Origin of the sequence: Fibrobacter sp. UWH9 (genome assembly GCF_900129715.1) — a bacterium.
Classification (GTDB): Bacteria; Fibrobacterota; Fibrobacteria; order Fibrobacterales; family Fibrobacteraceae; genus Fibrobacter.
In genome coordinates, this window is sequence record NZ_FQWP01000015.1 from 24,188 (window position 1) to 46,544 (window position 22,357).

Annotated in this window: 18 protein-coding genes, 1 tRNA gene and 2 CRISPR repeat arrays; of the genes, 13 read left to right on the top strand and 6 right to left on the bottom strand. The window is 46.1% G+C overall.

Going from position 1 to position 22,357, the window contains the following annotated elements:
• Window positions 1–149: 149 nt before the first annotated feature.
• The 6 genes from BUB94_RS11770 (at window position 150) to cas2 (ending at window position 8,269) form a co-directional block, all read left to right on the top strand.
• Complete coding sequence (locus BUB94_RS11770) at window positions 150–1,016, top strand: Rpn family recombination-promoting nuclease/putative transposase (protein WP_073237305.1); 867 nt, start codon at window positions 150–152, stop codon at window positions 1,014–1,016.
• A 196-nt stretch (window positions 1,017–1,212) separates the two neighbouring features.
• Window positions 1,213–1,686: a type IV toxin-antitoxin system AbiEi family antitoxin domain-containing protein gene (locus tag BUB94_RS11775; RefSeq protein ID WP_217653132.1), complete on the top strand. Its 474-nt coding sequence runs from the start codon at window positions 1,213–1,215 to the stop codon at window positions 1,684–1,686.
• Window positions 1,683–2,525 (top strand): nucleotidyl transferase AbiEii/AbiGii toxin family protein, encoded by an 843-nt coding sequence (locus BUB94_RS11780; protein WP_217653133.1) that lies wholly within the window; start codon window positions 1,683–1,685, stop codon window positions 2,523–2,525. Before BUB94_RS11775 ends, BUB94_RS11780 begins: the two co-directional genes overlap by 4 nt.
• A gap of 312 nt (window positions 2,526–2,837) precedes the next feature.
• Window positions 2,838–7,037: a type II CRISPR RNA-guided endonuclease Cas9 gene (cas9, locus tag BUB94_RS11785; protein ID WP_073237311.1), complete on the top strand. Its 4,200-nt coding sequence runs from the start codon at window positions 2,838–2,840 to the stop codon at window positions 7,035–7,037.
• 3 nt (window positions 7,038–7,040) lie between these two features.
• A complete protein-coding gene (cas1, locus tag BUB94_RS11790) occupies window positions 7,041–7,937 on the top strand; it encodes a type II CRISPR-associated endonuclease Cas1 (RefSeq protein WP_073237313.1) in 897 nt (298 codons plus the stop codon).
• Between the two features lie 26 nt (window positions 7,938–7,963).
• The gene (gene cas2 / locus BUB94_RS11795) at window positions 7,964–8,269 is read left to right on the top strand and encodes a CRISPR-associated endonuclease Cas2 (RefSeq protein WP_217653134.1); all 306 of its coding nucleotides are present in this window, start codon (window positions 7,964–7,966) and stop codon (window positions 8,267–8,269) included.
• A 110-nt stretch (window positions 8,270–8,379) separates the two neighbouring features.
• Window positions 8,380–8,902: direct repeats of the CRISPR family, unit length 49 nt; unit sequence GCTGTAATTGCCTAGTTAAAACTAGAAAAATCTGAAAGCAATTCACAAC.
• 30 nt (window positions 8,903–8,932) lie between these two features.
• Window positions 8,933–9,297: a CRISPR direct-repeat array (repeat unit 49 nt; unit sequence GCTGTAATTGCCTAGTTAAAACTAGAAAAATCTGAAAGCAATTCACAAC).
• 227 nt (window positions 9,298–9,524) lie between these two features.
• On the opposite strand, the gene BUB94_RS11800 is transcribed toward cas2, so the two are convergent.
• Together BUB94_RS11800 and BUB94_RS11805 are read right to left on the bottom strand one after the other, a co-directional pair.
• Entirely contained in the window at window positions 9,525–10,547 is a 1,023-nt protein-coding gene (locus BUB94_RS11800) for an XRE family transcriptional regulator (protein ID WP_073237318.1), read from the bottom strand.
• 8 nt (window positions 10,548–10,555) lie between these two features.
• A complete protein-coding gene (locus BUB94_RS11805; RefSeq protein ID WP_073237321.1) occupies window positions 10,556–10,804 on the bottom strand; it encodes a hypothetical protein in 249 nt (82 codons plus the stop codon).
• A 200-nt stretch (window positions 10,805–11,004) separates the two neighbouring features.
• Here BUB94_RS11805 and BUB94_RS11810 point away from each other — a divergent pair.
• Window positions 11,005–11,078, top strand: a tRNA-Ile gene (locus BUB94_RS11810).
• 125 nt (window positions 11,079–11,203) lie between these two features.
• Here the strand turns inward: BUB94_RS11810 and BUB94_RS11815 are convergent.
• Window positions 11,204–12,649, bottom strand: coding sequence for a glycogen synthase (locus tag BUB94_RS11815; protein ID WP_073159523.1), 1,446 nt, complete (start codon window positions 12,647–12,649; stop codon window positions 11,204–11,206).
• A gap of 154 nt (window positions 12,650–12,803) precedes the next feature.
• Here BUB94_RS11815 and BUB94_RS11820 point away from each other — a divergent pair, with 154 nt between their 5' ends.
• A complete protein-coding gene (locus tag BUB94_RS11820) occupies window positions 12,804–13,865 on the top strand; it encodes a hypothetical protein (protein ID WP_073237324.1) in 1,062 nt (353 codons plus the stop codon).
• A gap of 127 nt (window positions 13,866–13,992) precedes the next feature.
• Here BUB94_RS11820 and opgC read toward each other — a convergent pair whose 3' ends face one another.
• Both opgC and BUB94_RS11830 read right to left on the bottom strand, forming a co-directional pair.
• A complete protein-coding gene (gene opgC, locus BUB94_RS11825; RefSeq protein ID WP_073237327.1) occupies window positions 13,993–15,027 on the bottom strand; it encodes an OpgC domain-containing protein in 1,035 nt (344 codons plus the stop codon).
• 21 nt (window positions 15,028–15,048) lie between these two features.
• Window positions 15,049–16,167, bottom strand: coding sequence for a hypothetical protein (locus BUB94_RS11830; protein ID WP_073159529.1), 1,119 nt, complete (start codon window positions 16,165–16,167; stop codon window positions 15,049–15,051).
• Window positions 16,168–16,293: 126 nt separating this feature from the next.
• On the opposite strand from BUB94_RS11830, the gene BUB94_RS11835 reads away from it, so the two are divergent.
• From BUB94_RS11835 to BUB94_RS11850, 4 genes are all read left to right on the top strand, one after another.
• Window positions 16,294–16,938, top strand: a complete 645-nt coding sequence (locus tag BUB94_RS11835; protein ID WP_073237329.1) for a LolA family protein — start codon at window positions 16,294–16,296, stop codon at window positions 16,936–16,938.
• A gap of 20 nt (window positions 16,939–16,958) precedes the next feature.
• Window positions 16,959–18,581 (top strand): hypothetical protein, encoded by a 1,623-nt coding sequence (locus tag BUB94_RS11840; RefSeq protein WP_073237332.1) that lies wholly within the window; start codon window positions 16,959–16,961, stop codon window positions 18,579–18,581.
• A gap of 86 nt (window positions 18,582–18,667) precedes the next feature.
• Window positions 18,668–19,654 carry a PorV/PorQ family protein gene (locus tag BUB94_RS11845; protein ID WP_175549728.1) on the top strand — a complete coding sequence of 329 codons (987 nt, stop codon included), beginning with the start codon at window positions 18,668–18,670 and terminating at the stop codon, window positions 19,652–19,654.
• A 23-nt stretch (window positions 19,655–19,677) separates the two neighbouring features.
• Window positions 19,678–20,847: a DNA replication/repair protein RecF gene (locus tag BUB94_RS11850; RefSeq protein ID WP_139260213.1), complete on the top strand. Its 1,170-nt coding sequence runs from the start codon at window positions 19,678–19,680 to the stop codon at window positions 20,845–20,847.
• 102 nt (window positions 20,848–20,949) lie between these two features.
• Here the strand turns inward: BUB94_RS11850 and mscL are convergent, their stop codons facing one another.
• A complete protein-coding gene (gene mscL, locus BUB94_RS11855) occupies window positions 20,950–21,399 on the bottom strand; it encodes a large conductance mechanosensitive channel protein MscL (RefSeq protein WP_073159537.1) in 450 nt (149 codons plus the stop codon).
• 84 nt (window positions 21,400–21,483) lie between these two features.
• On the opposite strand from mscL, the gene BUB94_RS11860 reads away from it, so the two are divergent.
• Window positions 21,484–22,353, top strand: a complete 870-nt coding sequence (locus BUB94_RS11860; protein WP_073237337.1) for a DMT family transporter — start codon at window positions 21,484–21,486, stop codon at window positions 22,351–22,353.
• Window positions 22,354–22,357: the final 4 nt, after the last annotated feature.

The window sequence follows — 22,357 nt, forward strand, 5'->3', positions numbered from 1 at the left end:
GGGTACCTGGATAAGCGCTATCTGGACACGTAACGTAGGGCACCAAAAGGAATCCTTAAAACTTTACATGTTTCTGGCCTTGCCTCATTGGGCAAAGCCTCCTTTTACTACACAAAATTTAACGCGCCCTTTAGGACGCAGAGGAAATAATGAACATTTCATTGTTGCATGATCCCTTTTGTAGGGATGTTTTATCTGATGTCTCCACATTTCTTGAATTTGTGGAATACTTGACTTCTCGTGATGAAGATTTGAAGTCTGTTGTGGATTTACTGGATAAAAATTCATTTTTAGGAATTTCCGATGATTTGGTTTTTCTTGCCGAGGTGAAGAAGGAATTTCTTCCTAAAGAAAATGAGTCGAGGCGGCTCAGTGTAGGGTTTCTGCTAGAACATAAATCTTGCCGTGATGACAAGGCTATAGAACAAATTCTTAGGTACCAACATCATCTGATGGAAGAAAATCGGACGATAGGTGTTGATAAAGACCTTCCCTTGGTTGCGATGATTGTGTATAACGGTGTGGAATCGTGGAATCCTCTTGAGGAAATGTATTCAATCTATCCTAAGATTATGCATGACTATTTGCTTCCATTCAAGTGTGTCTTTTTGGATGTTTCGACTGTTCCCGATGACAAGTGCCTGAATGAATTTACCCCTCGGCTGGGCGCGTTTATTGGAGCTCTGAAATACGCCCGTAATCCGGAGGACCATGGCGAGTTCCTGGCGCAGTTGGTAAAAAAGGTTAAAACGTCATTGACTGGAAACGAGGCCCTTGACTTGCTTACATCCATGGACGTTTATTTGCGCTATTGGATTTCAGAAAACTTCAAGGATGTTTTCAGCAGGTATTTTGAGAGACCGCCATACAAGACGATTCATGACGCAGAAGTCGAAGAAGCCGTTGACAAACAAGCTGTCCAGACGGCACTCAAGATGCTGTCTGAAAATGAGCCGATGGATAAAATCGCTCGCTATTCAGGCTTGTCCGAAGAACGAATCCGCTCGTTGCAGTGATATGTTTAAACGAAATACGGAAAGTTTGAGAATTTTCCGTATTTTGTTGAAATCGTGAACTGAAAGAAGTTATATTTAAGGCATGCCTAACAAGATGAATATATCCGATTTACAGCTAGTCTATTCAAGTGGTGAACTCCAAAAGCAAGGCCATTCATATTATCAGATAGCGAAAATGGTGGAGTGTGGGGCACTCATGCGTCTCAGTAAATCGTATTACGAAAACGCAAACTTTTCTGGTGACCTGAATGACTTTTACTATGTCCGAGCCTATGCGACTCAGGGCGTGGTTTGCCTTATGAGTGCAGCCGTTTATTACAATTTAACAACCTTCCGCCCCGAAGCCATCGATGTTGCTGTTCCGCCCAAGGCAAAACTTTCTACACAGCCCGAAAACCTAAAGATTAACCTGCACTACTTTTCTGGCGAACGTCTATCTCTTGGTGTCAAAACAATCCGCCAAAACAAAAACCCCTTCAAAATTTACGATATCGAAAAAACTGTCGTTGACATTGTCTCGAACCGAAATAAAGTCGGAATCGAAGAAACCAAGGAAATCCTGGTCAATTATCTCGCAAGGCAAGAAAAAAATCTTAACAATCTCTATCGCTATGCCGAAAAACTTTCATGCCTGAAAATTCTGAAAACATATCTAGAGGTACTAGTGTGAATGTACAATCAATCAAGGATAAGCTCAAGAATGTTGCGAAGGCTAATTCCAGGCTGTATCAAGAATTGCTAACAGTCTTTGCACTTGAACGCTCCCTGTACAGAATTGGAAAATCAAAATATAGGGAAAACTTCACTCTAAAAGGTGGAATTTTTCTGTACGCTCTTTACGACAAGGAATATCCTCGTTCTACCTCCGATATAGACCTTCGCGCTGACAAAATCAGCGGAACTCAGGAATCGCTGCTGTCAATTTTTAGTGAAATTTTTGCTATTGAATGTGACGACGGGATAACATTTGATTTGGCTTCGCTTAAATCTTGTGAGATAACGAAGCAAGACGAATATCAAGGCGTGAATGTTAGTGTTACAGCCTTGCTTGGAAACACAAAGTTACCGGTGTCAATTGATATTGGCTTTGGTGATGTTATTATTCCGTCTAAAAAAGAAATGTCGTTCCCGGTATTACTTGATATGGAGTGTCCTCGGATTTATGGTTATTCCATTGAATCGGTGTTAGCCGAAAAATTTGAAGCGATTGTTTCGCTGGGTTACGTCAATACTCGATTCAAAGATTTCTACGATATGTATGTCATTTTGCAGAGCGAAAATATTGACGCAAAACTTTTGCAAGAGGCGATTGTACAGACGTTTCAAAATCGAAAAACAACTTTTGACGACATTGTTGTTTTTGAAGACTCGTTTGCAACAGACATAGAGCGCGTAAAAAGATGGAATGCGTTTGTGAAAAAGAAAAACGCTTTGATGCAGGTGACTTTTGACAAGGTTGTTGGACGAATTAAAACGTACTTCAAACCTATTGTAGAAAGACTGCGATAATTAGAATAATGCAGAAAATAAAAGAGGGCGACACCACGAAAGTGCCACCCTAAATGTTTTCACAACGGAATAATCCTTATTGTGAATTGCTTTCAGATTTAGCTTCAATATACCTATTGTTGTGCTTGTTGTCAATACCCAAAAAAAAGAAAAATTTTTTATAGTGTCGTTTTTTGACATTGAATGGAGTCTATTTTTATAAGTTTAACTATACTGAAAACTGGCTTTTTCTGCGAAAAAACAAAGATTTTTGATTACTTTGGATGAAAAATAAGTTATGTTTAAAATGAAAAAATTAAGAGGTTTGTAACGATGAAAAAGATTCTTGGACTAGATCTGGGTACTAATTCTATTGGCTGGGCTGTTGTAAATGAAGCTGAAAATGCTCAAGAAAAGTCATCCATCGTCAAATTGGGTGTTCGTGTAATTAATTACGACAATTTTGTTAGTGGAGAAACTGGAAAGGAAGTTAAGGGAAACCCGGCAGATTTCTTTATTGCTGGAAAAAGCGTAACTCCAAATGCTGCACGAACACAATCTCGCTCAATGAGACGCAATTTGCAAAGAAGAAAACTTAGAAGAAATAAATTAGTTAAGATTCTCAAAGAAAATCATTTTATTTCAGACGAATCTATTCTTTGTGAAAACGGCAATAACACAACTTTTGAAACCTACCGCTTACGGGCTAAAGCAGTAACAGAAGAAGTTGGCCTTGAAGATCTTGCCAGAATTTTCTTAATGATTAGCAAAAAACGTGGGTACAAGAGTTCTCGAAAGGCTAATTCCTCTGAAGATGGGCAGTTAATTGATGGTATGAAGATTGCTGAGGAAATGATCGAGCGTCATTTGACTCCAGCACAATATCTGCTTGAAATGATAAACAATGGGAAAAGGGAAAATCCTGATTTTTATCAATCCGATTTGCAGAATGAATTTGATTTAATATGGAACAAACAAAAAGGGTTTTATCCAGAAATCCTTTCTGATGAACTGAAAAATGCTCTCGTTGGAAAAAATAAAACGCAAAGCTGGGGTGTTTGCAAGGAACCTTTTGGTATTGTTGGCATTAAGAGGCTGACTAAAGGTTTTGAACAGAAAAAAGAAAACCTTCAATGGAGAGTTGAGGCATTAAGCCAAAAAATCGGATTAGAAGAATTGGCAATTGTTCTTCAGGAAATTAATGGAGATATATCCAGTTCGAGTGGCTATCTTGGAAAGATTAGTGACCGAAGTAAAGAACTGTATTTTAATAAGATTACTGTAGGTCAGTATCTTATGGAACAATTGGATCGAAATCCAAATTATAGTTTAAAAAATCAAGTTTTCTACAGACAAGATTATTTAGATGAATTTAATGCTATTTGGAATAAACAGAAAGAATTCCACCCAGAGCTGTCTGATGATTTGAAAAAAGAAATCGGACAAAGGACAATTTTCTTTCAGCGCCCTTTAAAATCTCAAAAGGGTCTTGTCGGTATTTGCGAACTTGAAGGTGAGTTAAAAGAAATAGAAGTTGACGGACAAAAGAAGATAAAGAAAATAGGACCTAAAGTATGTCCGAAATCATCTCCATTGTTCCAGGAATTTAAAATTTGGCAAAAAGTGAATGACTTCGAAGTGAATGGCGAACCGATCCCTCTTGAAGAAAAGCAAATCATTGCAAGAGAGTTGAGTGTTCGTGGAAAAATGTCTAGCAAGGACATTCTTAAGGAATTGTACGAAAATTATAGAGACTTGTTTTCCAATTTTGATGAACTAGATGGTAATACAACGCAAGTAAAGTTGTATGAAGCATATGCCAAGATAATTGAAAATTCCGGTCATGACACTTTTGACTTCAAAAAAATGTCTGCAGAAGAATCAACTAGTATTGTTGAAGAAATTTTTAACGCACTTCATTTCAATACTGAAATATTACATTTTGATTCTAGTCTGCCGACTCCAAAATTTGAGCAGCAAGCTTCTTTTAAATTATGGCATTTGCTGTACTCTTTTGAAGGAGATGGTTCTAAAACCGGCAACGAAAAACTAGTACAGAAATTGCAACAGGAATTTTCATTTGATGAAGATAGCGCTAAAATTTTAGCATCCGTGACATTCAAAGAAGATTACGGATCTCTTTCATCAAAGGCGATGAAAAAAATTTTGCCGTATCTGAAGCAAGGATATTGTTATAGTGACGCGTGTGAAAAGGCTGGCTATAAACATTCGGCAAGATCCCTGACAAAGGAAGAACTTGAGAAAAAAACTTACAAGGAGCGTTTGCAAGAACTACCCAAGAATAGTTTGCGCAATCCTGTTGTTGAAAAGATTTTGAATCAGATGGTCCATGTTGTCAATGGTGTTATCGATACGTACGGCAAGCCAACAGAAATAAGAATTGAATTGGCTAGAGAGTTGAAAAATAGCGCGAAAAAACGAGAAAATCTCTCTAAAATTAACGCTGATTCTCAGAAACTTAATGAAAAATATCGAGAGATTCTTCAAAAGAATTTTGGAATTGCTCATCCTAGTAGAAACGACTTGATTCGTTATAAATTGTATAGAGAACTCGAAACTAACGGCTTTCATACCCTTTATTCCAATACGTATATAAGTCAGGATAATCTTTTCACAAATAAATTTGACATAGAACACATTATACCACAGTCAAAGATTTTTGATGATTCTTTTGCTAACAAAACCCTTGAAAGTCGAGAAATAAATATTGAAAAAGGGAATAAAACCGCTCGTGATTTCGTTGTTGACAAATATGGCGAATCTGGTAATGATTGTTCTTTTGACCAATTTGAACAACGAGTTGACAAATTACATCGTGAAGGAGCAATAAGTAAGAATAAGCGTAAAAACCTTCTAAAAAAAGAATGTGAGCTAGAAAGCGGTTTTATTAATCGAGATTTGAAGGATACCCAGTATATTGCCAAAAAAGCAAGAGAAATGCTTGAGGATTTAGTACGTGATGTGGTCCCGACAACAGGTAAAATCACTGATAAGCTTAGGGAAGATTGGGAGCTTGTAAATGTTATGCAAGAACTCAATTGGGATAAATACGATAAACTTGATTTAACTGAATGGATTGAAAATAAGGAAGGCAAGAAAATTCGAAGAATTAAGGACTGGACAAAGCGTAATGACCATAGGCACCATGCAATGGATGCTTTGACAATTGCTTTTACCAAGCGTTCCTACATCCAGTTTTTAAATACATTGAATGCCCGTGGGAGAGACCCTGAAATTGATTCTATTGAAAAACAGGAAACTCATGGGCAAAGAATCTTTAATGCTCCATTTGAATTAAATGAGTTTAGGGCTCAGGCAAAGGAACACTTAGAAAATATTCTTGTTTCTATTAAGGCGAAGAACAAGGTTGTTACACCAAACATAAACAAGGCGAAGAATGGCGTTGTTACCGAGATTTCACTGCCTAATGGCGAGAAGAAAATGATAAAAGGCCAGCTTACAAAGACTCCTCGCAATTCATTGCACAACGATACGATATACGCAAAACGTTTGAAGGAAAATTTGAAGGAAGAAAAAGTCAACGCGTCCTTGACAATAGAGAAAATTAACTCTGTGATTAATGAAGAGTATAAAAATGCGTTGCTTAAGCGTCTTGCTGAAAATGGAAACGATTCAAAGAAGGCCTTTGGCGGCAAAAATGCTATTTCTAAAAATCCGATATTCTTGAATGCCGAAAAGTCTCGGTGCGTTCCTGAAATTGTCAGGACGAAATCATTCCACGAGATTTTTACCATTCGCAAGGAAGTTTCCCCTGATTTGAAATTGGATAAGGTTGTTGATGATCGAATTAGAATGATTCTTCAAGAACGTCTTACTGAGTTCAATAACGATGCTAAGGCTGCTTTTAGTAACCTTGATAAGAACCCGATTTGGCAAAATAAAGAAAAAGGAATCGCCATTAAGAGGGTCGCTATTTCCGGTCCATCAAATACAATGCCGTTACATAGTAAAAAGGATCATTTTGGAAAAAATATCCAAAATGAAAACGGCAACATAGCAAACGACTATGTGCAATTAGGTAATAACCATCATGTTGCCGTGTATAGGGATGAAAACGGCGAAGTACAGGACATTGTTGTTTCCGCTTATGAAGCAACGCAAAGAAATATTCAGAATAAGCCCGTTATTGATAAGGAATACAACAAGGATAAAGGCTGGACATTCCTGTTTAGTATGAAACAGAATGAATTCTTTGTCTTTGCAAATGAAGAAACCGGATTTGATCCGTCAAAGATTGATTTGATGGATGAAAAAAATAATGCTCTGATTAGCCCGAATTTGTTTAGGGTTCAAAAATTCTCTAAAGTAGGATATGGCAATAGTTTTGTTCGAGATTATATGTTTAGACATCATCTAGAATCAACGTTGGATGAAAATAAAATGCTAAGAGGGATGACTTATTTGCAGTTTAAATCCACCAGTTTCATGGACAAGATGGTGAAAGTTCGTGTGAATCATATTGGAAAAATTGTTTTTGTTGGAGAGTTTTAACTAGTGATCAAACGTACGCTATACTTTGGAAATCCAGCGTATTTGTCGCTGAAACTTGAACAACTGAGTGTCAAGCTGGTTTCTGAAGATAGTGTAAAGACGGTCCCTGTTGAAGACATTGGCGTAATTGTTTTGGATAATCCTCAAATTACGATGTCCAACGCCTTGATGGAAAAATTGGTTGAAAATAATTGCGCAGTAATTACCTGTAATAGCAAACACATGCCTTCGGGAATGCTACTAGCTTTGCAAAGTAATACGGTGCAGAATGAACGATATAGAGATCAACTAGATGCAAGTTTGCCTTTACAAAAACAACTGTGGCAACAAACCATTCAGCAAAAGATCCGCAATCAAGCGGTTGTTTTGTCATCTGTGATTGGAGACGATGCAAAATGCATGTTTGTATGGGCCGACTCCGTAAAAAGTGGCGATTCGGAAAATGTAGAGGCTAGGGCTGCTGCTTATTATTGGAAAAATGTATTTCCGCACATAGACTGTTTTACCCGGGAACGAGAAGGTGATGCTCCTAATTGCTTTTTGAACTATGGATATGCAATTCTGCGAGGTGTTGTTGCGAGAGCTTTGGTTGCTACCGGTCTTTTGCCAACATTAGGCATTCATCATCATAATCGTTACAATGCCTATTGTCTAGCTGATGATATAATGGAGCCGTATCGACCTTATGTGGATCAATTGGTTATTGAAATTGTAAAAGAATTTGATTCCAAAGAATTGACGAAAGAAATTAAGATAAAACTTCTTGAAATTCCTGTGTTGGATGTGCTTATAGATGGGAAAAGAAGTCCTTTAATGACGGCGGTTTCCGTGACAACAGCATCGCTATACAAATGCTTTGCTCGGGAGTCAAGAAAAATTCTTTACCCGGAGATGGAATGAATGTTCGATTCAGTGAGTATAGAGTTATGTGGATTCTTGTTTTCTTTGATTTGCCTACAGAGACTAAAGAGGAACGGCATCGCCATTCTGAATTTAGAAAGTCGTTGCTGAAAGATGGCTTTAACCGTTTTCAGCTGTCTATTTATACCCGCTGTTGCCCCACAGTGGAACATGCAAATATGCATATAAAAAGGGTAAAGAATTTTATACCACCCAAAGGAACAGTGAGCATTATGTGTGTCACGGATAAGCAATTTGGGAAAATTGTAATTTTCCATGGTCCAAAGGAACGTCCTGCACCTAAGGTTTCCCCACAGTTAGAGCTGTTTTAGAATCAAAAAACGAGCTTGAAAAAAGAAAAAATCGGCCATTAAGGTCGATTTTTTTCTTTAATACGAAAGAATGCTTAACTCCTTTTGTATCAATCAATTACAGTAAATCAGCTGTAATTGCCTAGTTAAAACTAGAAAAATCTGAAAGCAATTCACAACGTGCGGGGTCTGCTATAAATGCGCTTACGAGCTGTAATTGCCTAGTTAAAACTAGAAAAATCTGAAAGCAATTCACAACATGCCTTAAAGGCGAAATAACAGACCCTTGGCTGTAATTGCCTAGTTAAAACTAGAAAAATCTGAAAGCAATTCACAACTTTGGGTTAGACCGATGGCTAGCCCGTTAGGCTGTAATTGCCTAGTTAAAACTAGAAAAATCTGAAAGCAATTCACAACATAAGGATGTCAAGAAGGTTGTTCAAGCCTGCTGTAATTGCCTAGTTAAAACTAGAAAAATCTGAAAGCAATTCACAACCATAGCCTTGATGTATCGCCAATGCTACGGGCTGTAATTGCCTAGTTAAAACTAGAAAAATCTGAAAGCAATTCACAACACATAGACACGAAACCGGTCGCAGCGGCCCGCTGTAATTGCCTAGTTAAAACTAGAAAAATCTGAAAGCAATTCACAACTCAATCTTGCCACCATTTGTTCCAGGCGTTGCTGTAATTGCCTAGTTAAAACTAGAAAAATCTGAAAGCAATTCACAACCACTTAAAGGCGTATCAGAAAAGTGATAGCGCTGTAATTGCCTAGTTAAAACTAGAAAAATCTGAAAGCAATTCACAACGCTCGTCTGATTCGGATGGTGGGGGCACCTGCTGTAATTGCCTAGTTAAAACTAGAAAAATCTGAAAGCAATTCACAACATATCAATTTTACTATCTGGAATCATCTCAGCTGTAATTGCCTAGTTAAAACTAGAAAAATCTGAAAGCAATTCACAACCAGTACCAGCAATTATAGGTGGTGTAATGGGCTGTAATTGCCTAGTTAAAACTAGAAAAATCTGAAAGCAATTCACAACTACAAGACAAATATATTCCTTGCCCATAAGGCTGTAATTGCCTAGTTAAAACTAGAAAAATAATGTAAGCTATTTTCACAATGACATCCTTCGCCACTTGCGCAGCGGAGAACTATGTCAAGGAGAATATAATTAAAAAGCAAAAGAAAAAGGCTGGCAGCTCAAAGCAGCCAACCATAAAGTCGTTACTTATTCAAGATAATTGAACGCAATCCTCCCCGTCAATCCTAGCCATCCACAAATCCCGCCTCCGCCATGCATTTTTGTGCGAAGCAATTGGCTTCTTCTTCCTTTTCGGGGTGATGGTGGGTAATTTCGACATTTTGCAGACAGATTCCTTTTTTGCCGTGGTATAGAACGTGGGCGAGTTCGTGGAAGAACGTGTGCCACATGGCTTCGCGGCTCTTGAAACGGTCGTGAAGTTGAATTAAGGGGACGTCCTTGTACCAGCGGTACATTCCATGGACGGGTGCTGTCTTGAAGTTCTGTACAAAAAGAATGCGAATTCCGATTTTGCGGCAAAGCTCTGCAAGCCCGGTCATGCAATCGTCAACTACGTCGGCTTCGGGAGTGTTGTAGGTAATGTCCTTTGCGCTTTCGGGAAGGGCTTTGTTTGCCGCTGCAAAATCAATAATTTCGGGAAGATGCTGCTTTAGTTTCTTGCGAACAGCCTTGTGGTCTTGCGGTTCCATGGGGTCTTCGTCAGAAAGGATTTCTCCCCGGCGAATCCACATGGACATGGCGTAAGGGTCTTTCATCTCTGCCAGGGAGATCCTGAAGGCGACTTTTAGACGTGCGTCCTTGTAATAGCGGTCCCAGGCCTGTGGGGTTCCCACTGCAAAAAACTTCAGTAGTGTGTGGACCTCGTTGGCGGTGGTTTCGGTTTTGGACTTGCCCTCGGGAGCTTTTTCGATCCAGTTTCTCGCGCATGCTTCTGCCGGGAAAGATTTTTTCCAAAGGGGCTGGTTTCCGAGGCTTGCCTTGACTTTTTCGCGAATGAGGTATTCTTCGTAACTGACTTGTCGACGAAGCCAATAGCTGGAGGGTATGTTGGTCACCATTTCCAAGAGAAATGCGACTTCGGAGACGATGCGGACGTTCCCTTGTAAAATGTCGTTCACCGCCTTGGGCGTGTAGCCCATGCGAGCGGCCAGGTCGTTGGCGTCCATTCCCATTTCTTGAATTTTTTCTGCGAGATCGCGTCCTGGCGGGAAAATTACGGCAAGCTCGTCACAATGATATGCATTCATATAAAATCCTACTTATGGTAATCAACAATTTCCATGATTGAGACCGTTTGCTCTATAATTAAACCGACGATATTTCCTTCGTTGTTGATTAATGGTTTGAAAATAAGCCTATAAGGGTGGTCCAAATCGCAAGCTTGTTTAAGAGTTTCAAGTCTAGCCCAGTAAACGTTCGCTCGACGCTGGCCTAGTTTTTTTACCGCGAATGATTTGTCGCCGGCGCATGTTGCCAACTCTTTAGTGGCGTAGACGATTTGCATTTCATATCCTCATGTTCTCCTTTTTTGATTAACCTAAAATATAAATTAAAATTCTAGTTTAAGTGTTTGGTTTATTAAAAATTCTTTAATTGGGTGTGCTGTCCGCAATTTTCGTCTGCAAAAGAAGAACTTATTTACGTCACGGTTTCTTCTAGAACCATATTTTTTACTATATTACAACCGCTCTTGAAAAAGAGTGCGGAGCTTTAGCTCAGTTGGTTAGAGCAGCGGACTCATAACCCGCCGGTCCTCGGTTCAAGCCCGAGAGGCTCCACTAAAAAAGACAGGTCGTATGGCCTGTCTTTTTTTATGTAAAGGGAGGGGCTTTCCCCTCCCTCTAGACTCCTTTCCCTTTTGCTCGGGAAACAAACTTCTGCTTTACGTTTAAGAATTTGTTCTTTATGCCTTGGGCTGCAGTCCAAGTTCGCCAAGGATCAGCAGGTACTTGGAGATGGTTCTGCACCATTCGTAGTGGAATCCGCTGTAGGCGTTCACGACGCACTTGTCCCAGTCGGCGGTCTCGGTCTTGTAGACGTTCTCGGCGTCCTTGACGCAGCGCAGCATCTGGTGGGGTGCGTTGGCGTCGTCAACCAGGAAGGCGTTGGCTTCGCCTGCAGTCTCGAGGCTGTAGGTGGTCAGCATGGTAGAAACGCCTACGGTGCGTCCGGTCAGGGGGAGTGTTCCTGCGGCCATGGCTTTCAAGATGATCGAAGAAGAGGGTTCTCTCAGGTTGGCGGCGAACAGGACGTCGGAACCGGCCAGCGTGTCGCGGAGCCTTGTGGCGTCACCCATGAATTTATCCAAATCCAGCAGGTACATGACGTCGGGGTACTGCGTGGCGAATTCCTTGTAGTAGTTCCAGTCGGCGTTGTTCCTGGACGAAGTTCCGACGATAAGGAATACGTCGAGGTGTGCCACGTCCGAAAGGATGGTGGCCAAGGTCTCGGAAGTGTTGCCCGCTTCGGAATCCAGGTGGACGTAGATAACCATCTTGTCTTTAAAGACGATGCCCAACTGCTGCTGCAGGTTGGCCCTGGCTCTGCGCTTTGCTTCCTTGATGGGGAGGCAGTCCTGGTCGTTGAAATCCCATACCTGGTAGCTTACACCGAACTGCACGCCAATCAGCTTGTCGGCGTTGCGGTTCAGGAATCCGCTAAGACCGCCGGGCAGGTTGGTGTTCAGCATGGCGTCGCGGTAACCCGGCGAGGGGAACAATACCTTGGTGGCATACAGGATGCCGGCCTTCAACAGGCTCACCTTGCCCCAGAACTCGTAGCCGTCCATGTTGTAGTCTTCGCGGGGGAGACCGATCTTCTCGATTTCGCTGGAGGGTACGTGGAAGTCGTAGGTGATGTTATGGATGTTGAAGAAGAAGGGGATGTCGGCGGCGTAGCTGGTGTACAGAGTCCTTGCCAGGGTGCCGGCAAGGGCGCCGCCCCATTCGTGACCCATGATGGCCTGGCAGGCGAAGTTGGAGGCTTCGGCGTAGGCTAGCGCTGCGGAGGCCAAAAAGGCGAATCGCAGGTGGTTGTCGGTGTAGGGGCGCTCGTCGGGAGGGCCGTACACGTGGGGTCTGTCAAAAAATTCCTGGTTGTATATGTAGGTGTGGAGGGGGTCCTTTTCGGATACCCAGATCTCGTAGGGCTTGTTCTGAAGTTTTTCGGTTCCTGTAAAGATGCACTTGTAGGAATCTACATCGACCATCAGCTCCTTGTAGAACGGGGAGCAGGTCAAAACCTTGGCACCGGCACATGCGAATGCGTCTGTCATGCGGTTGACTGCGGTTGCCAGGGGGCTCGTGCGCCTCCAATTGCCTGCTTCCGGGCTTACGACAAGAATGTTCATGCCTAAGAGATTACTCCTAATAAAATTTTACTTATACCCAAAGGTTGGTATAAATTTATTTAATTATTTTTAAGAAGTATACGCCCAAATTCAAATTTTTGGTGCAAAAGCTTATAAAACACTTACAAAGCCCTATTGGCTGAAGGAAAACAAAATGAAGAAGATCTTTCTTGCCTCTCTGGCTGCTGCCGTCGCCTTTACGATGGTCGGTTGCAAGGGAACCAACGAAAAGCGTGGTGACGAACACCTTAAGGAAGGCCGTTATCGTAACGCCATCAACTCCTACCTGGAAGCAAAGAAGAAGGGTAGCGTGTCTGACGAATTCTACGATAACTTCACTCTCGCTCTGGTCCGTGCTGCAGAAATCGAAGCCAAGAAGGATCTTAACAGCGATTTGATCAGCGGCTACTTTGACAAGGCTGGCGTCAACATGCCCGAAGTCAAGAACGCCGAAGTTGTTGAAGAATACGTCACCAAGATGGCTACTGTCGGTAAGCAGCAGGCTACTCAGGACGGTGTGGACTTCAACACCATCATCAACGCTTTTGCACGTATCGATACCGCCCTGGTCTATGCAAAGTCCAAGGGTGTCGGCGAAGGTTCTGTAAAGACCCTCCGTAACGAAGCCGAAAACGCCGTCGTTGCCAAGGCTCTCCCCGAAATCAAGGATGAATCTGATCCGGTGGTTTCTGAATTCGGCCTGCTCCGCCTCGAATACGTCGCACCCGAAAATGCAGACGTCAAGGCAGCTCTTAACAAGAACCGCAAGACCACTCGTGGCTACTTCCTGATCTTCGGTGAAAACATCGCCGACGCTGCTGGCAAGCGCTTTGTTGACAAGTGGGGCTACGTCATGGCTCTGCCCACCATCAAGATGGCTCCGGGCTCTCTCAACGGCGAACTCCAGTTCTGGGCCTCTACCGGTAACAACACCGAACTGGATCCCGAAAAGATCAAGGTCGTTTCTACCGACGGTAAGGAAGCAATTGCTAAGGTCAGCGGTGGCTGGTGCGAAGCTGAAGTCCTCGTCGGCAAGAAGGGCGACGAAAAGATCGAAAAGAAGAAGCAGCCCATCAAGAAGGGCACTAAGGGTAAGTTGATGAACGAATTCCTGTGCTCCGTGAACGTCTCCTTCACCTATGCTAAGGACTTCGTTCCTGACTACGTCGAATACAAGGACGAATTCGGTATCGGCCGCAAGTACCTCGGTCAGTAATAGTCCAAGACTGATTTAGTCTGAAGCAGATTTAAAATCAACAGGAGCCTCGGTGAAAACCGGGGCTCTTTGCTTTTGTGGCGGGCATTTGCGTTCGCCTTGTTTGCGGGGCGCTTGATGGTTCGCCTTATTTTTGGCGGGGTTCTCGGATCTTTGCCAGGAGCCACAGCAGTAGGCATGCGGCAATGGGGGCGGCTATGTTCCATGGTTCGTGGTAACGGATGCTGCCGGGGGTGGCAAGCCAGATGTAGACCAGGACGATGTGTGCCGTAAAGACGTCTAGACTGTGGCGCCCGATGACGTTGGTAACCTTGAAGTCCAGTGCGCTGGGGAAGCGGCGGACAATCCAGCTGACCAGGGAGACGAACACCATGAAGTTGACGAATCGTAACGGCCCGATTGCGGCCTTGCTTATCCAGAACTTGGAGGGCTGCTGCAGGGGGATATATTCGTGCCTCCAGAGGAACAGGAAGACAAGGATAATGAATAATAGCGGGATAAGGCGGTCAAATTTTTTGAAGAATGTAGGGGTAAAGACCTGGGAACGTTTCCAGCAGGCGGCAATGGCCGCCCCCGTCACATAAAGGAACTGCCAGCAAAGCGGGTCGAAAAAGCCGTGGTTTATCCATCTGGGGAGCAGGCTGTTGAGGGTGTCCCGCAGGCCGTACTGCCCCGCAATCCAGAGGGCGACGCTTGCGCACCAGATGGCGAGAATGTTCCCTCGGATCATCTGGGGGAACAGCGCAGAACCGATTAGCAGAAAGACCACATAAAGGGGCAGGACGTCAAGGTAATCCGGCGTGTTCACCATGGGTATGGACCACAGGCTAACTAGCACCGGGTGTTCCGGGAAGTTGCTGAAGTATTCGCGGATCGGGGTCAGGATGGTGCAGGCGGCAATGGCGACCGCTGCCAGCGTAATGCTGTGGTACTTCCAGATCTTGAATGCGCGGGAGCGCATCCAGGTTTGCTTTGGATCCTTGGCAGACTTGCTGAAGGCTGCCAAGGCGCCTACAAAACCCGATAAGAAAAAAAAGCCTTCGGCTGCACTGAAGAAGCCGAAGCACTGATATAGGTAATGAGAAATGGGCTTTCCGAAGTGATCCAGGGTCATCTGCAGCAGCAGGATGCCACGGATTGAATCCAGAGCCTTGATTCGCATAGGGAGCGAAGCTAGCTGAACTTAGAAGTTTGCCTTGCCGCTGAAGCCCAGGGAGAACTTGGAATCTCCGAAGGGACCGCTCTTGGTGCCAAAGTTGTAGCCGTACCAGAATACCAGTTCGGTCTTCATGGTGGGATACAGGTAATGGTTCATGCCCAGGAAGTGGAAGCTGTCGCCGCTGGTTTCGGTGTCAGGGTCATGGAGTTCGTAGCTGAAGCCCATGGTGTACTTCTTGTGGAGGTTAAAGCTGGGTTCGATTGCGAAGAGCTTCTGGTCGTCGGTGGACAGCTGGGGAGCAGTTTCGTATTCGCTATTGGTAATGGCGTAGAAGTAGGTCATGGCCAGGTTGAATACGCCGTAGTTCATGCTGGGTTCCAGCAAGAAGGAGTGTACGCCCTTGCCCTTGTACGGGTGGAGACCCCAGACGGCGTAGATGCCGTAGTTGAACTTGTCGTAGCTCTTGGAGTAGTCCACTTCGGTGCCCAGGGAGTAGGTGTTGGGGCGGCCGATGTTTTCGCCGAATACCCAGTCAAGGCTGGGGGTAAGGATCAAGTGTTCGTCGGGGTGGTTCAGCATGGGGAATGCATAGGTGACGAACAAGTCCATGGTATGGTCGGTGTTGTCGGAGGCGCCGAAGTAGAATGCGCCGTGGCCGTACTTGTCGTTGCCGAATTCAGCACCGAAACCGCGGAGGCTTTCTTCGCGGATGATTACGGCGTAGCGGGAGGCATCGCGCCAGAAGTAGTAGTTGAATGCACCTGCGCTGTAGGTCATGTCGCCAAAGACCAGGCTTACGTCGTGGCTAACGTCCCAGCGGAGCTGTACGCCGTCGAATTCGAAGGAATTGTGGCGGCCTTCTTCGCCCATGGCGGTTGCGCGGGCCTTGCCGTGGCGGACTTCAGAGTCTTCTTCGGTGGCGCCGAGGGTGCTGTGGGTGGTTCCGCTAACGACGACAGACACGTTTTCATCGAGATTTGCCTTTACGGAAAGGTCAATATCCTGGTTGCCGGCGTTGACCGGGTCAAAATCCTCGTCAAAATAGCTGGCGTAGTCAAAATTCACGTCGCCGTGGACTTCGATGTCGGCGGCAGTTGCAAATGCGGCGGTCATTGCGACCATGGGCAAAATCATTTTGCGCATACAGTGATTCCAATACTGGGTGTTAAATTTTCACGCCTAAAGATAGCAATATCCAATGTCGTAGACCAACATAAAAACAATTTGAAATACAAATTATGGGGGGTATTTTTGTAAATTTTGATAACTATGATAAGAAAATGTTCCTTTAGACCCCAATTCCTGGTGGCTATTCTTTTGGTGTTGGCCCAGGTGACTTTTGCCCTGACTGCAAGTCAGGCCATGGAAAAATCCAAGGCCTGGTTCAAGTCCGGTAAGGCCTGGAGCCTGGATTTTAAACTGCAGGTGTTTTATGCGGATTCGCCGGATATCGCATCGCAGATGGGTAGCCTCAAGGTGGCCGAAGGCGATAAGTTTGTTCTTGATATCGCCGGCATCAAGTTCTATAGCGACGGTGTCGACATGTGGCAATACAATGTGGAGCAGAAGCAGGTCCTGATCAAGGCCGTGGAGGATCTTTCCAGTCAGCTGCACCCTTCCGAGCTTCTATTTAAATACCTGAACTGCAACGCCAAGGAAATGACCGAAGGCGATTTCGGTGGCCAGAAGTTGTGGGTACTGAAACTGGACCCTTCGAAGTATGCGGGGCAATTCACCCAGATGGAAGTTTGGCTGTCTCAAAAGGATTTTTCTCCGGTGCGCCTGTTTACCATGGACCCTTCTGAAAACGGTTCCTGGTATAACATAGTTAACCTGAAGGTCATGAAGAAAGTTTCCGACAGCGATTTTAGATACAAGGCCATTCCCGGTGTCGATGAAATCGATATGAGATAGCAGAAAAGGGACGTTATATTATGAAATGGACTGAAGGTATTTTAAGGTTAAAAGGCTTGGTGGCTGCAGGCCTGGTGCTTGCCGGTTCCGCCCTGGCCGCCGAAACTCTTTTCAGTAACTACACGCTGAATGTCAACGCTTCGGCCGAAACGGGTAAGCTGTGGGTGTTTTCCCGTGGCGATATTTATAGCGGTGTTACCCTTCTGACTTTGAATGTGGCTGGCGACGGAACGGTTCGCCTGGCTGAATCTTCTCAGGGGCAGATGGATGATTCCCTGACCGCAGTCCACGACAGCATTTTCTGGGACGATATGGCTGAACGTCGTCGCACCCCTTCTATTCTTGCTGGTAAGTTGGGCTATGTCCTCCCGATGGTGGGAATGAATGACGATGAATCCTACCTGCAGCCCAGGGGATTCTTCTCGGTTCGCGGTGTAGATGAAATTTACGGGACGCCCCTTGCGGTTCCCGAAAAGTTAGAGGATACCGATTCTTCGGCCATGTCTTATGCCTCCAGCGGATTTGCCTACGATTCTTCTGCCAAGGCGATGTGGATTGCCCGCGGTTCCGCCGGCCTCGCCCTTTACGATGTTTCTGGAAACAGCGCGAAGAAGAGTTTTTATGCCTTGAATCTCGAAACGAAAACTCTTGATTCTGCCAAGTCCAGCTATTCCTTTAACAGCAAGAAGAACCCCGACATTTTTGCGGTGGCTCTGCACCCCGAAACAGGTGACCTGTGGATGGCTACTTCCAAGGGGCTGTGGAAACGTTCTTCTGACGGATCTGTGAAGAAGGCCTCTTCTGCCCTGGATTCTTCCCGCGTGACGGGTGTCTGGATTGGCGGGGAACCTCTGCAGATTATCGCAGAAACTTCTTACAGAAAGAGCGGCTCCATTAAGGGTGGGCTGTGGCGCCTGAAAAAGGATGCCAAGGATTTTGCGAAGGTGGCCTTCTTGGATACGGCAGGAAAGACCGTAAAGAAGGAAGTGTATGATGAAGGCGATTATACCGTAAGCGGGATCGCATTCCTTGGAAAGACTGCTTTTATCGCTGTGGGTGCCTCTGCGACTTCTGTGAGCGGCTACTTCAAGCTGGATTCTGCTGGTGTCCGCGCCTGGGAACAGGATGATGACGGCAGGAACACCTGGCTTTACGGCTATGGAACCGGAGCCACGGACCGCGACGCCATTATCACTTCTATTTGTGCATTCCCCCTGACAAAGAACAGCACAGGCCTGGCTCTGTCCACCTACGGAAACGGCGTTTCTGTTTCGGCTGATTCCGGCAAGACCTGGAACACCATCTTGAATCGTGCCAAGCTGGGCGACAACCTGGGTTCTGTCCGCATGGTGCCCTCGGTGATTACCGCTGGCGATCAGGCCCTGGTGTCTTACAAGGTTAGCCAGGATTCCAAGATTACCATTGACGTGTTCAGCTACGACATGCGCAAGGTTCGCACTATCGTAAAGGATGCCCCCCGCAATGCCGACAATTCCCGCAGCACCAACCCCAAGGTGGATTTCTGGGATGGTTACGACAAGGCTGGGCGCCCCTGCACCATGGGTGTCTACTATGTACGCGTAAAGGACAACCACGATAACGTGGGCTGGGGCAAGGTCATGACTTTGGGAGGGCGCAAGTAATGAGAAGAGAAAACGCTTCGCTGCAGACGAGAGATGAAAGAATGCACTCTTGGTTGCTGGTCCTCTTGTTGTGTGTCTTTTGCGCAATGCCTGCTTTTGCGGGCAAGAAGGCTACACTTGGAAGTTTTGACGGTTTTGTAGAACGTATGGGTGCCGGTACCCGCGAACTGGGCCGTGGTAATACAGGTTCTGCCGATACGGCTTCTATGCCTGCGGCTTACTGGAATCCGGCCATCCTGGGTTTCCGTGAGAATTTCAATTACAACTTGAATGCCGAAAAGCGCGACCTGGATCGTGCCGGTGGTTCTCTGGGCCTCGAAACGAAAATCGGCAAGCGTATGGGTGTGGGTTTTGCCATGCTTTATCGCGGTGACCTGAACTTCGACGTGATTAACGAAGATGATGAAACCGTTGGAACCGCTTCGCCCTATTTTACCATGATGTACTTGGGTCTTGCCTACCGTGCCACCCGCCGAGATGCCTTCGGTCTTTCTCTTTCCATGAGCTATGACAACATGGGAATTTCTGAATATTTCGAAGGCGTTGAACTGGTGGATGATTACCGCAGCCCCATGACCTTGAACTTGAGCTGGTTGCGTCAGTGGAATGAGAAGTGGTCGACTTCCGTAGTGATCCGCAACTTGAGCTTTAGCGAAAATCTTTCTGCCAAGTGGTCCAAGAACTCCAGCACCGATAACTCTGTGGCCAGTTCCGATGGCGTTCGCCCCAAGGTGCTGCAGATTGGTGTGGGGTACCGTTCCCACATCATGGGCAAGCCGGTGTATGCCTGGATGGAAGCCATTGACTATCAGGTGGCGGATACCTTGCTGGCTTTTGACCCGGATCTTCATGTGTGGACTGGCCGCGTGGGCTTTGAATGCGAAATCATTCCCGATGGTACTTTGCGCCTGGGTATGGATGACCTGGACTGGACTGTTGGCGCGGGCTACAAGTTCCGCATCCGCATTGGCAAGAAGAAGTACCTCTTCGACGTGAACTACGCCTTGATCTATGAATCCGAGGCGGACCTCTGGACTCCTCTTAGCTTTGGCCTGAGGGGCTTCATTCCGTGATTGATTTTGTATCCGTTAACTGTATGCGGAGCTTGTCCGGGTTCGAGCAGAAGCTTGGATCCGGCATTACTGTCGTTTACGGACCTAACGGATGCGGCAAGACTACGATCCTCGAGGCGATTCACCTGCTGGCCCAAGGATTCTCCTTTAGGGCGAAGGACCTGAAGGAAGTGATTTCCTGGAAGTGCGACGAAATGATCCTGCGGGGGCATTTTGAAGATAATGGCATGGAAAGGAATCGGGGAATCCGCGTGCATAGGCGGGGTGCCGAAGTCCGTGAAAATGGCGAAAGCCTGAAATCCGCTGCGGCACTTTTTGGAAGTTGCCCGGCGGTGATTATGCAGCCTTCCGACATTGAACTTTTGCGCGGGGCGCCTGATGTGCGTCGCCATTGGCTCGATGAAATTCTGTGCTACCGGTCGGCGGCCAATGGGGCGGTGCTTCGCCGCTACAAGCGTGTCCTGCAACAGCGCAACCAGTGGCTTAAACAGTATAAGAAGGCCGCTCAGGACCGAAGGAATGGATTGTCTGCTGCGGAAGTGGTGGGCGGCGAGGATCTGTTCAAAATTCTGACGGAGCAACTTATAGATTTGGGGGCAAAACTCTGGTCGGCTCGTCTAACCTTGACCGAAGAAATGTCTCCGATTATTACGGGCTATTACCGCAAGCTTTCGGGTGGCGTCGACGAAATTACCTGCGCCTACAAGAGTTCCATTCTCAAGGAATTGGATGCATTGGATGGTGCCGAGTTTTTGGACGGCGAAGAACTTGATGAAGTATCTCCTGCGGAACCGCAAGACGAAATAGTGTCCGAGGAATCCTTGCGGGAGGCTTTTGCCCGCAAGCTGGCTGGCCTTGAATATGTCGAGAAACTGCAGGGGATGACTATGGCCGGCCCTCATCGCGATGACCTGGCGGTTTGCATTGGCGGTTACGAAATGCGTTCTGTAGGAAGTCAGGGGCAGTGCCGTTCTGCGGCTCTTGCCATGCGGTTCGCCGCTGTGGATGTGGCTTCCCGCTATCTGAGCAAGCCCATACTTTTGCTGGACGATATCTTTGCGGAGCTGGACGTAAATCGTCGAAACGCCGTGGCGGACTTGATCCGCGAAAAGGAATGCCAGGTGGTGATCGCCACTCCGCAAAAAGAAGACTTGCCTTTTACGGCTGATGCGGAAGTCCAACTGAGTTTATAGCGGAACTTCCTATAACGAAAAAAGACTGTGGTTTGAACCACAGTCTTTTTCATAGTTAGCGCTTGTGAATCGCGGACCAAAATCAAATTGATTGTTGGACTATTACTTCTTGAGAAGGTCGCGGATTTCGGTGAGCAGCTTTTCTTCTGCAGACGGTTCAGGAGGAGCCGGCGGTGCAGGAGGTTCGGCGGGCTTTTCTTCAGCCTTGCGCATGTTCTGCATGAAGCCCAGGAACTTCTTCATGACGAGGAAGACCACGATGGCCACGATGAGGAAGTCGACGATGCCGCCGATGAAGTTACCGTAGGGGATAGCGACGCCAGCATCGGTAGTGTAGGTGAGGGACTTGAGGCCTTCGCCTGCGTCCTTGGCACCACCCATGGCGATGAGAGCGGTAACGCCCGGCATCACGATGTCGTTAACGAAAGAAGTGACGATCTTACCGAATGCACCACCGATGATCACACCGATAGCCATGTCGACGATGTTGCCCTTGAATGCGAAGGCCTTGAATTCTTCGATCAGGGATGTTGCTTTTCCTTTGATACCCATGTGGGGCTCCTTTTATGTTAAGATTATCTTAAAAATAGTTTAAACCTTGGGGTTTTCAAGTGGGATTTCTACATTGTGTGCGTTATGTCATGGTTGATTTTGGCCCTCGCCTCGGCCATTTTTTTAGGATTTTACGACCTGGCCAAGAAAAAGTCGGTCCAGGGGAATGCTGTACGGCCCGTGCTCTTCATGTGCAGCGCATTTTATGCCTTGCTCATGCTTCCGGTTCTTTTTACGGGAAATTGTCAGAGTCTTCCCTGGCAGAGTCATCTTTTTTTGGCGGGTAAGGCCATGATTGTGGGCGGAAGCTGGATTCTGACTTACAACGCCCTGGCCCATTTGCCTCTTTCTATTGCAACGACGATTCGCGCGCTGGCGCCTGTCTTTACCATCTTCCTGGCGGTGACCTTGATGGGGGAACGCCCCTTTGCCATGCAGTGGGCCGGTGTGGCGGTGTGCCTTTGCAGCTATGTGGCGCTGAGCCTGGCTGGCCGAAAGGAAATGGGACATTTCTTTAGCAACGGCTGGGTGATCTGCATGGTCCTGGGCACAATGCTTGCGGCTTGCAGTGGCGCCTACGACAAGTTTATCTTGCAGCGTATGGATTTCGAGCCGACGACGGTGCAGGTGTGGTTCAGCATCTACATGCTTCTGTGGCAATTCGCAGTTTGCGCCATTACCTGGTTCCCCAAGCGCAAGACCACCACGCCTTTCAAGTTCCGCTGGACATTCCTTCTGGTGGCGGTTCTGTTGACGGTAGCTGACCGCTGTTATTTCTTGGCGGTGAGCAACCCCGATGCCTTGATTTCGTTGATTACGGTGTTCCGCCGTTCCAGCGTGCTTATTGGTTTCGTGGCGGGTCTCGTGCTGTTCAAGGAACGCAAGAGTCCGCTGAAGTGGGCCGCCCTCTTCGGCATCATCACGGGTCTTTGCATGATTGCCTTGGGCAAGTAGCCCT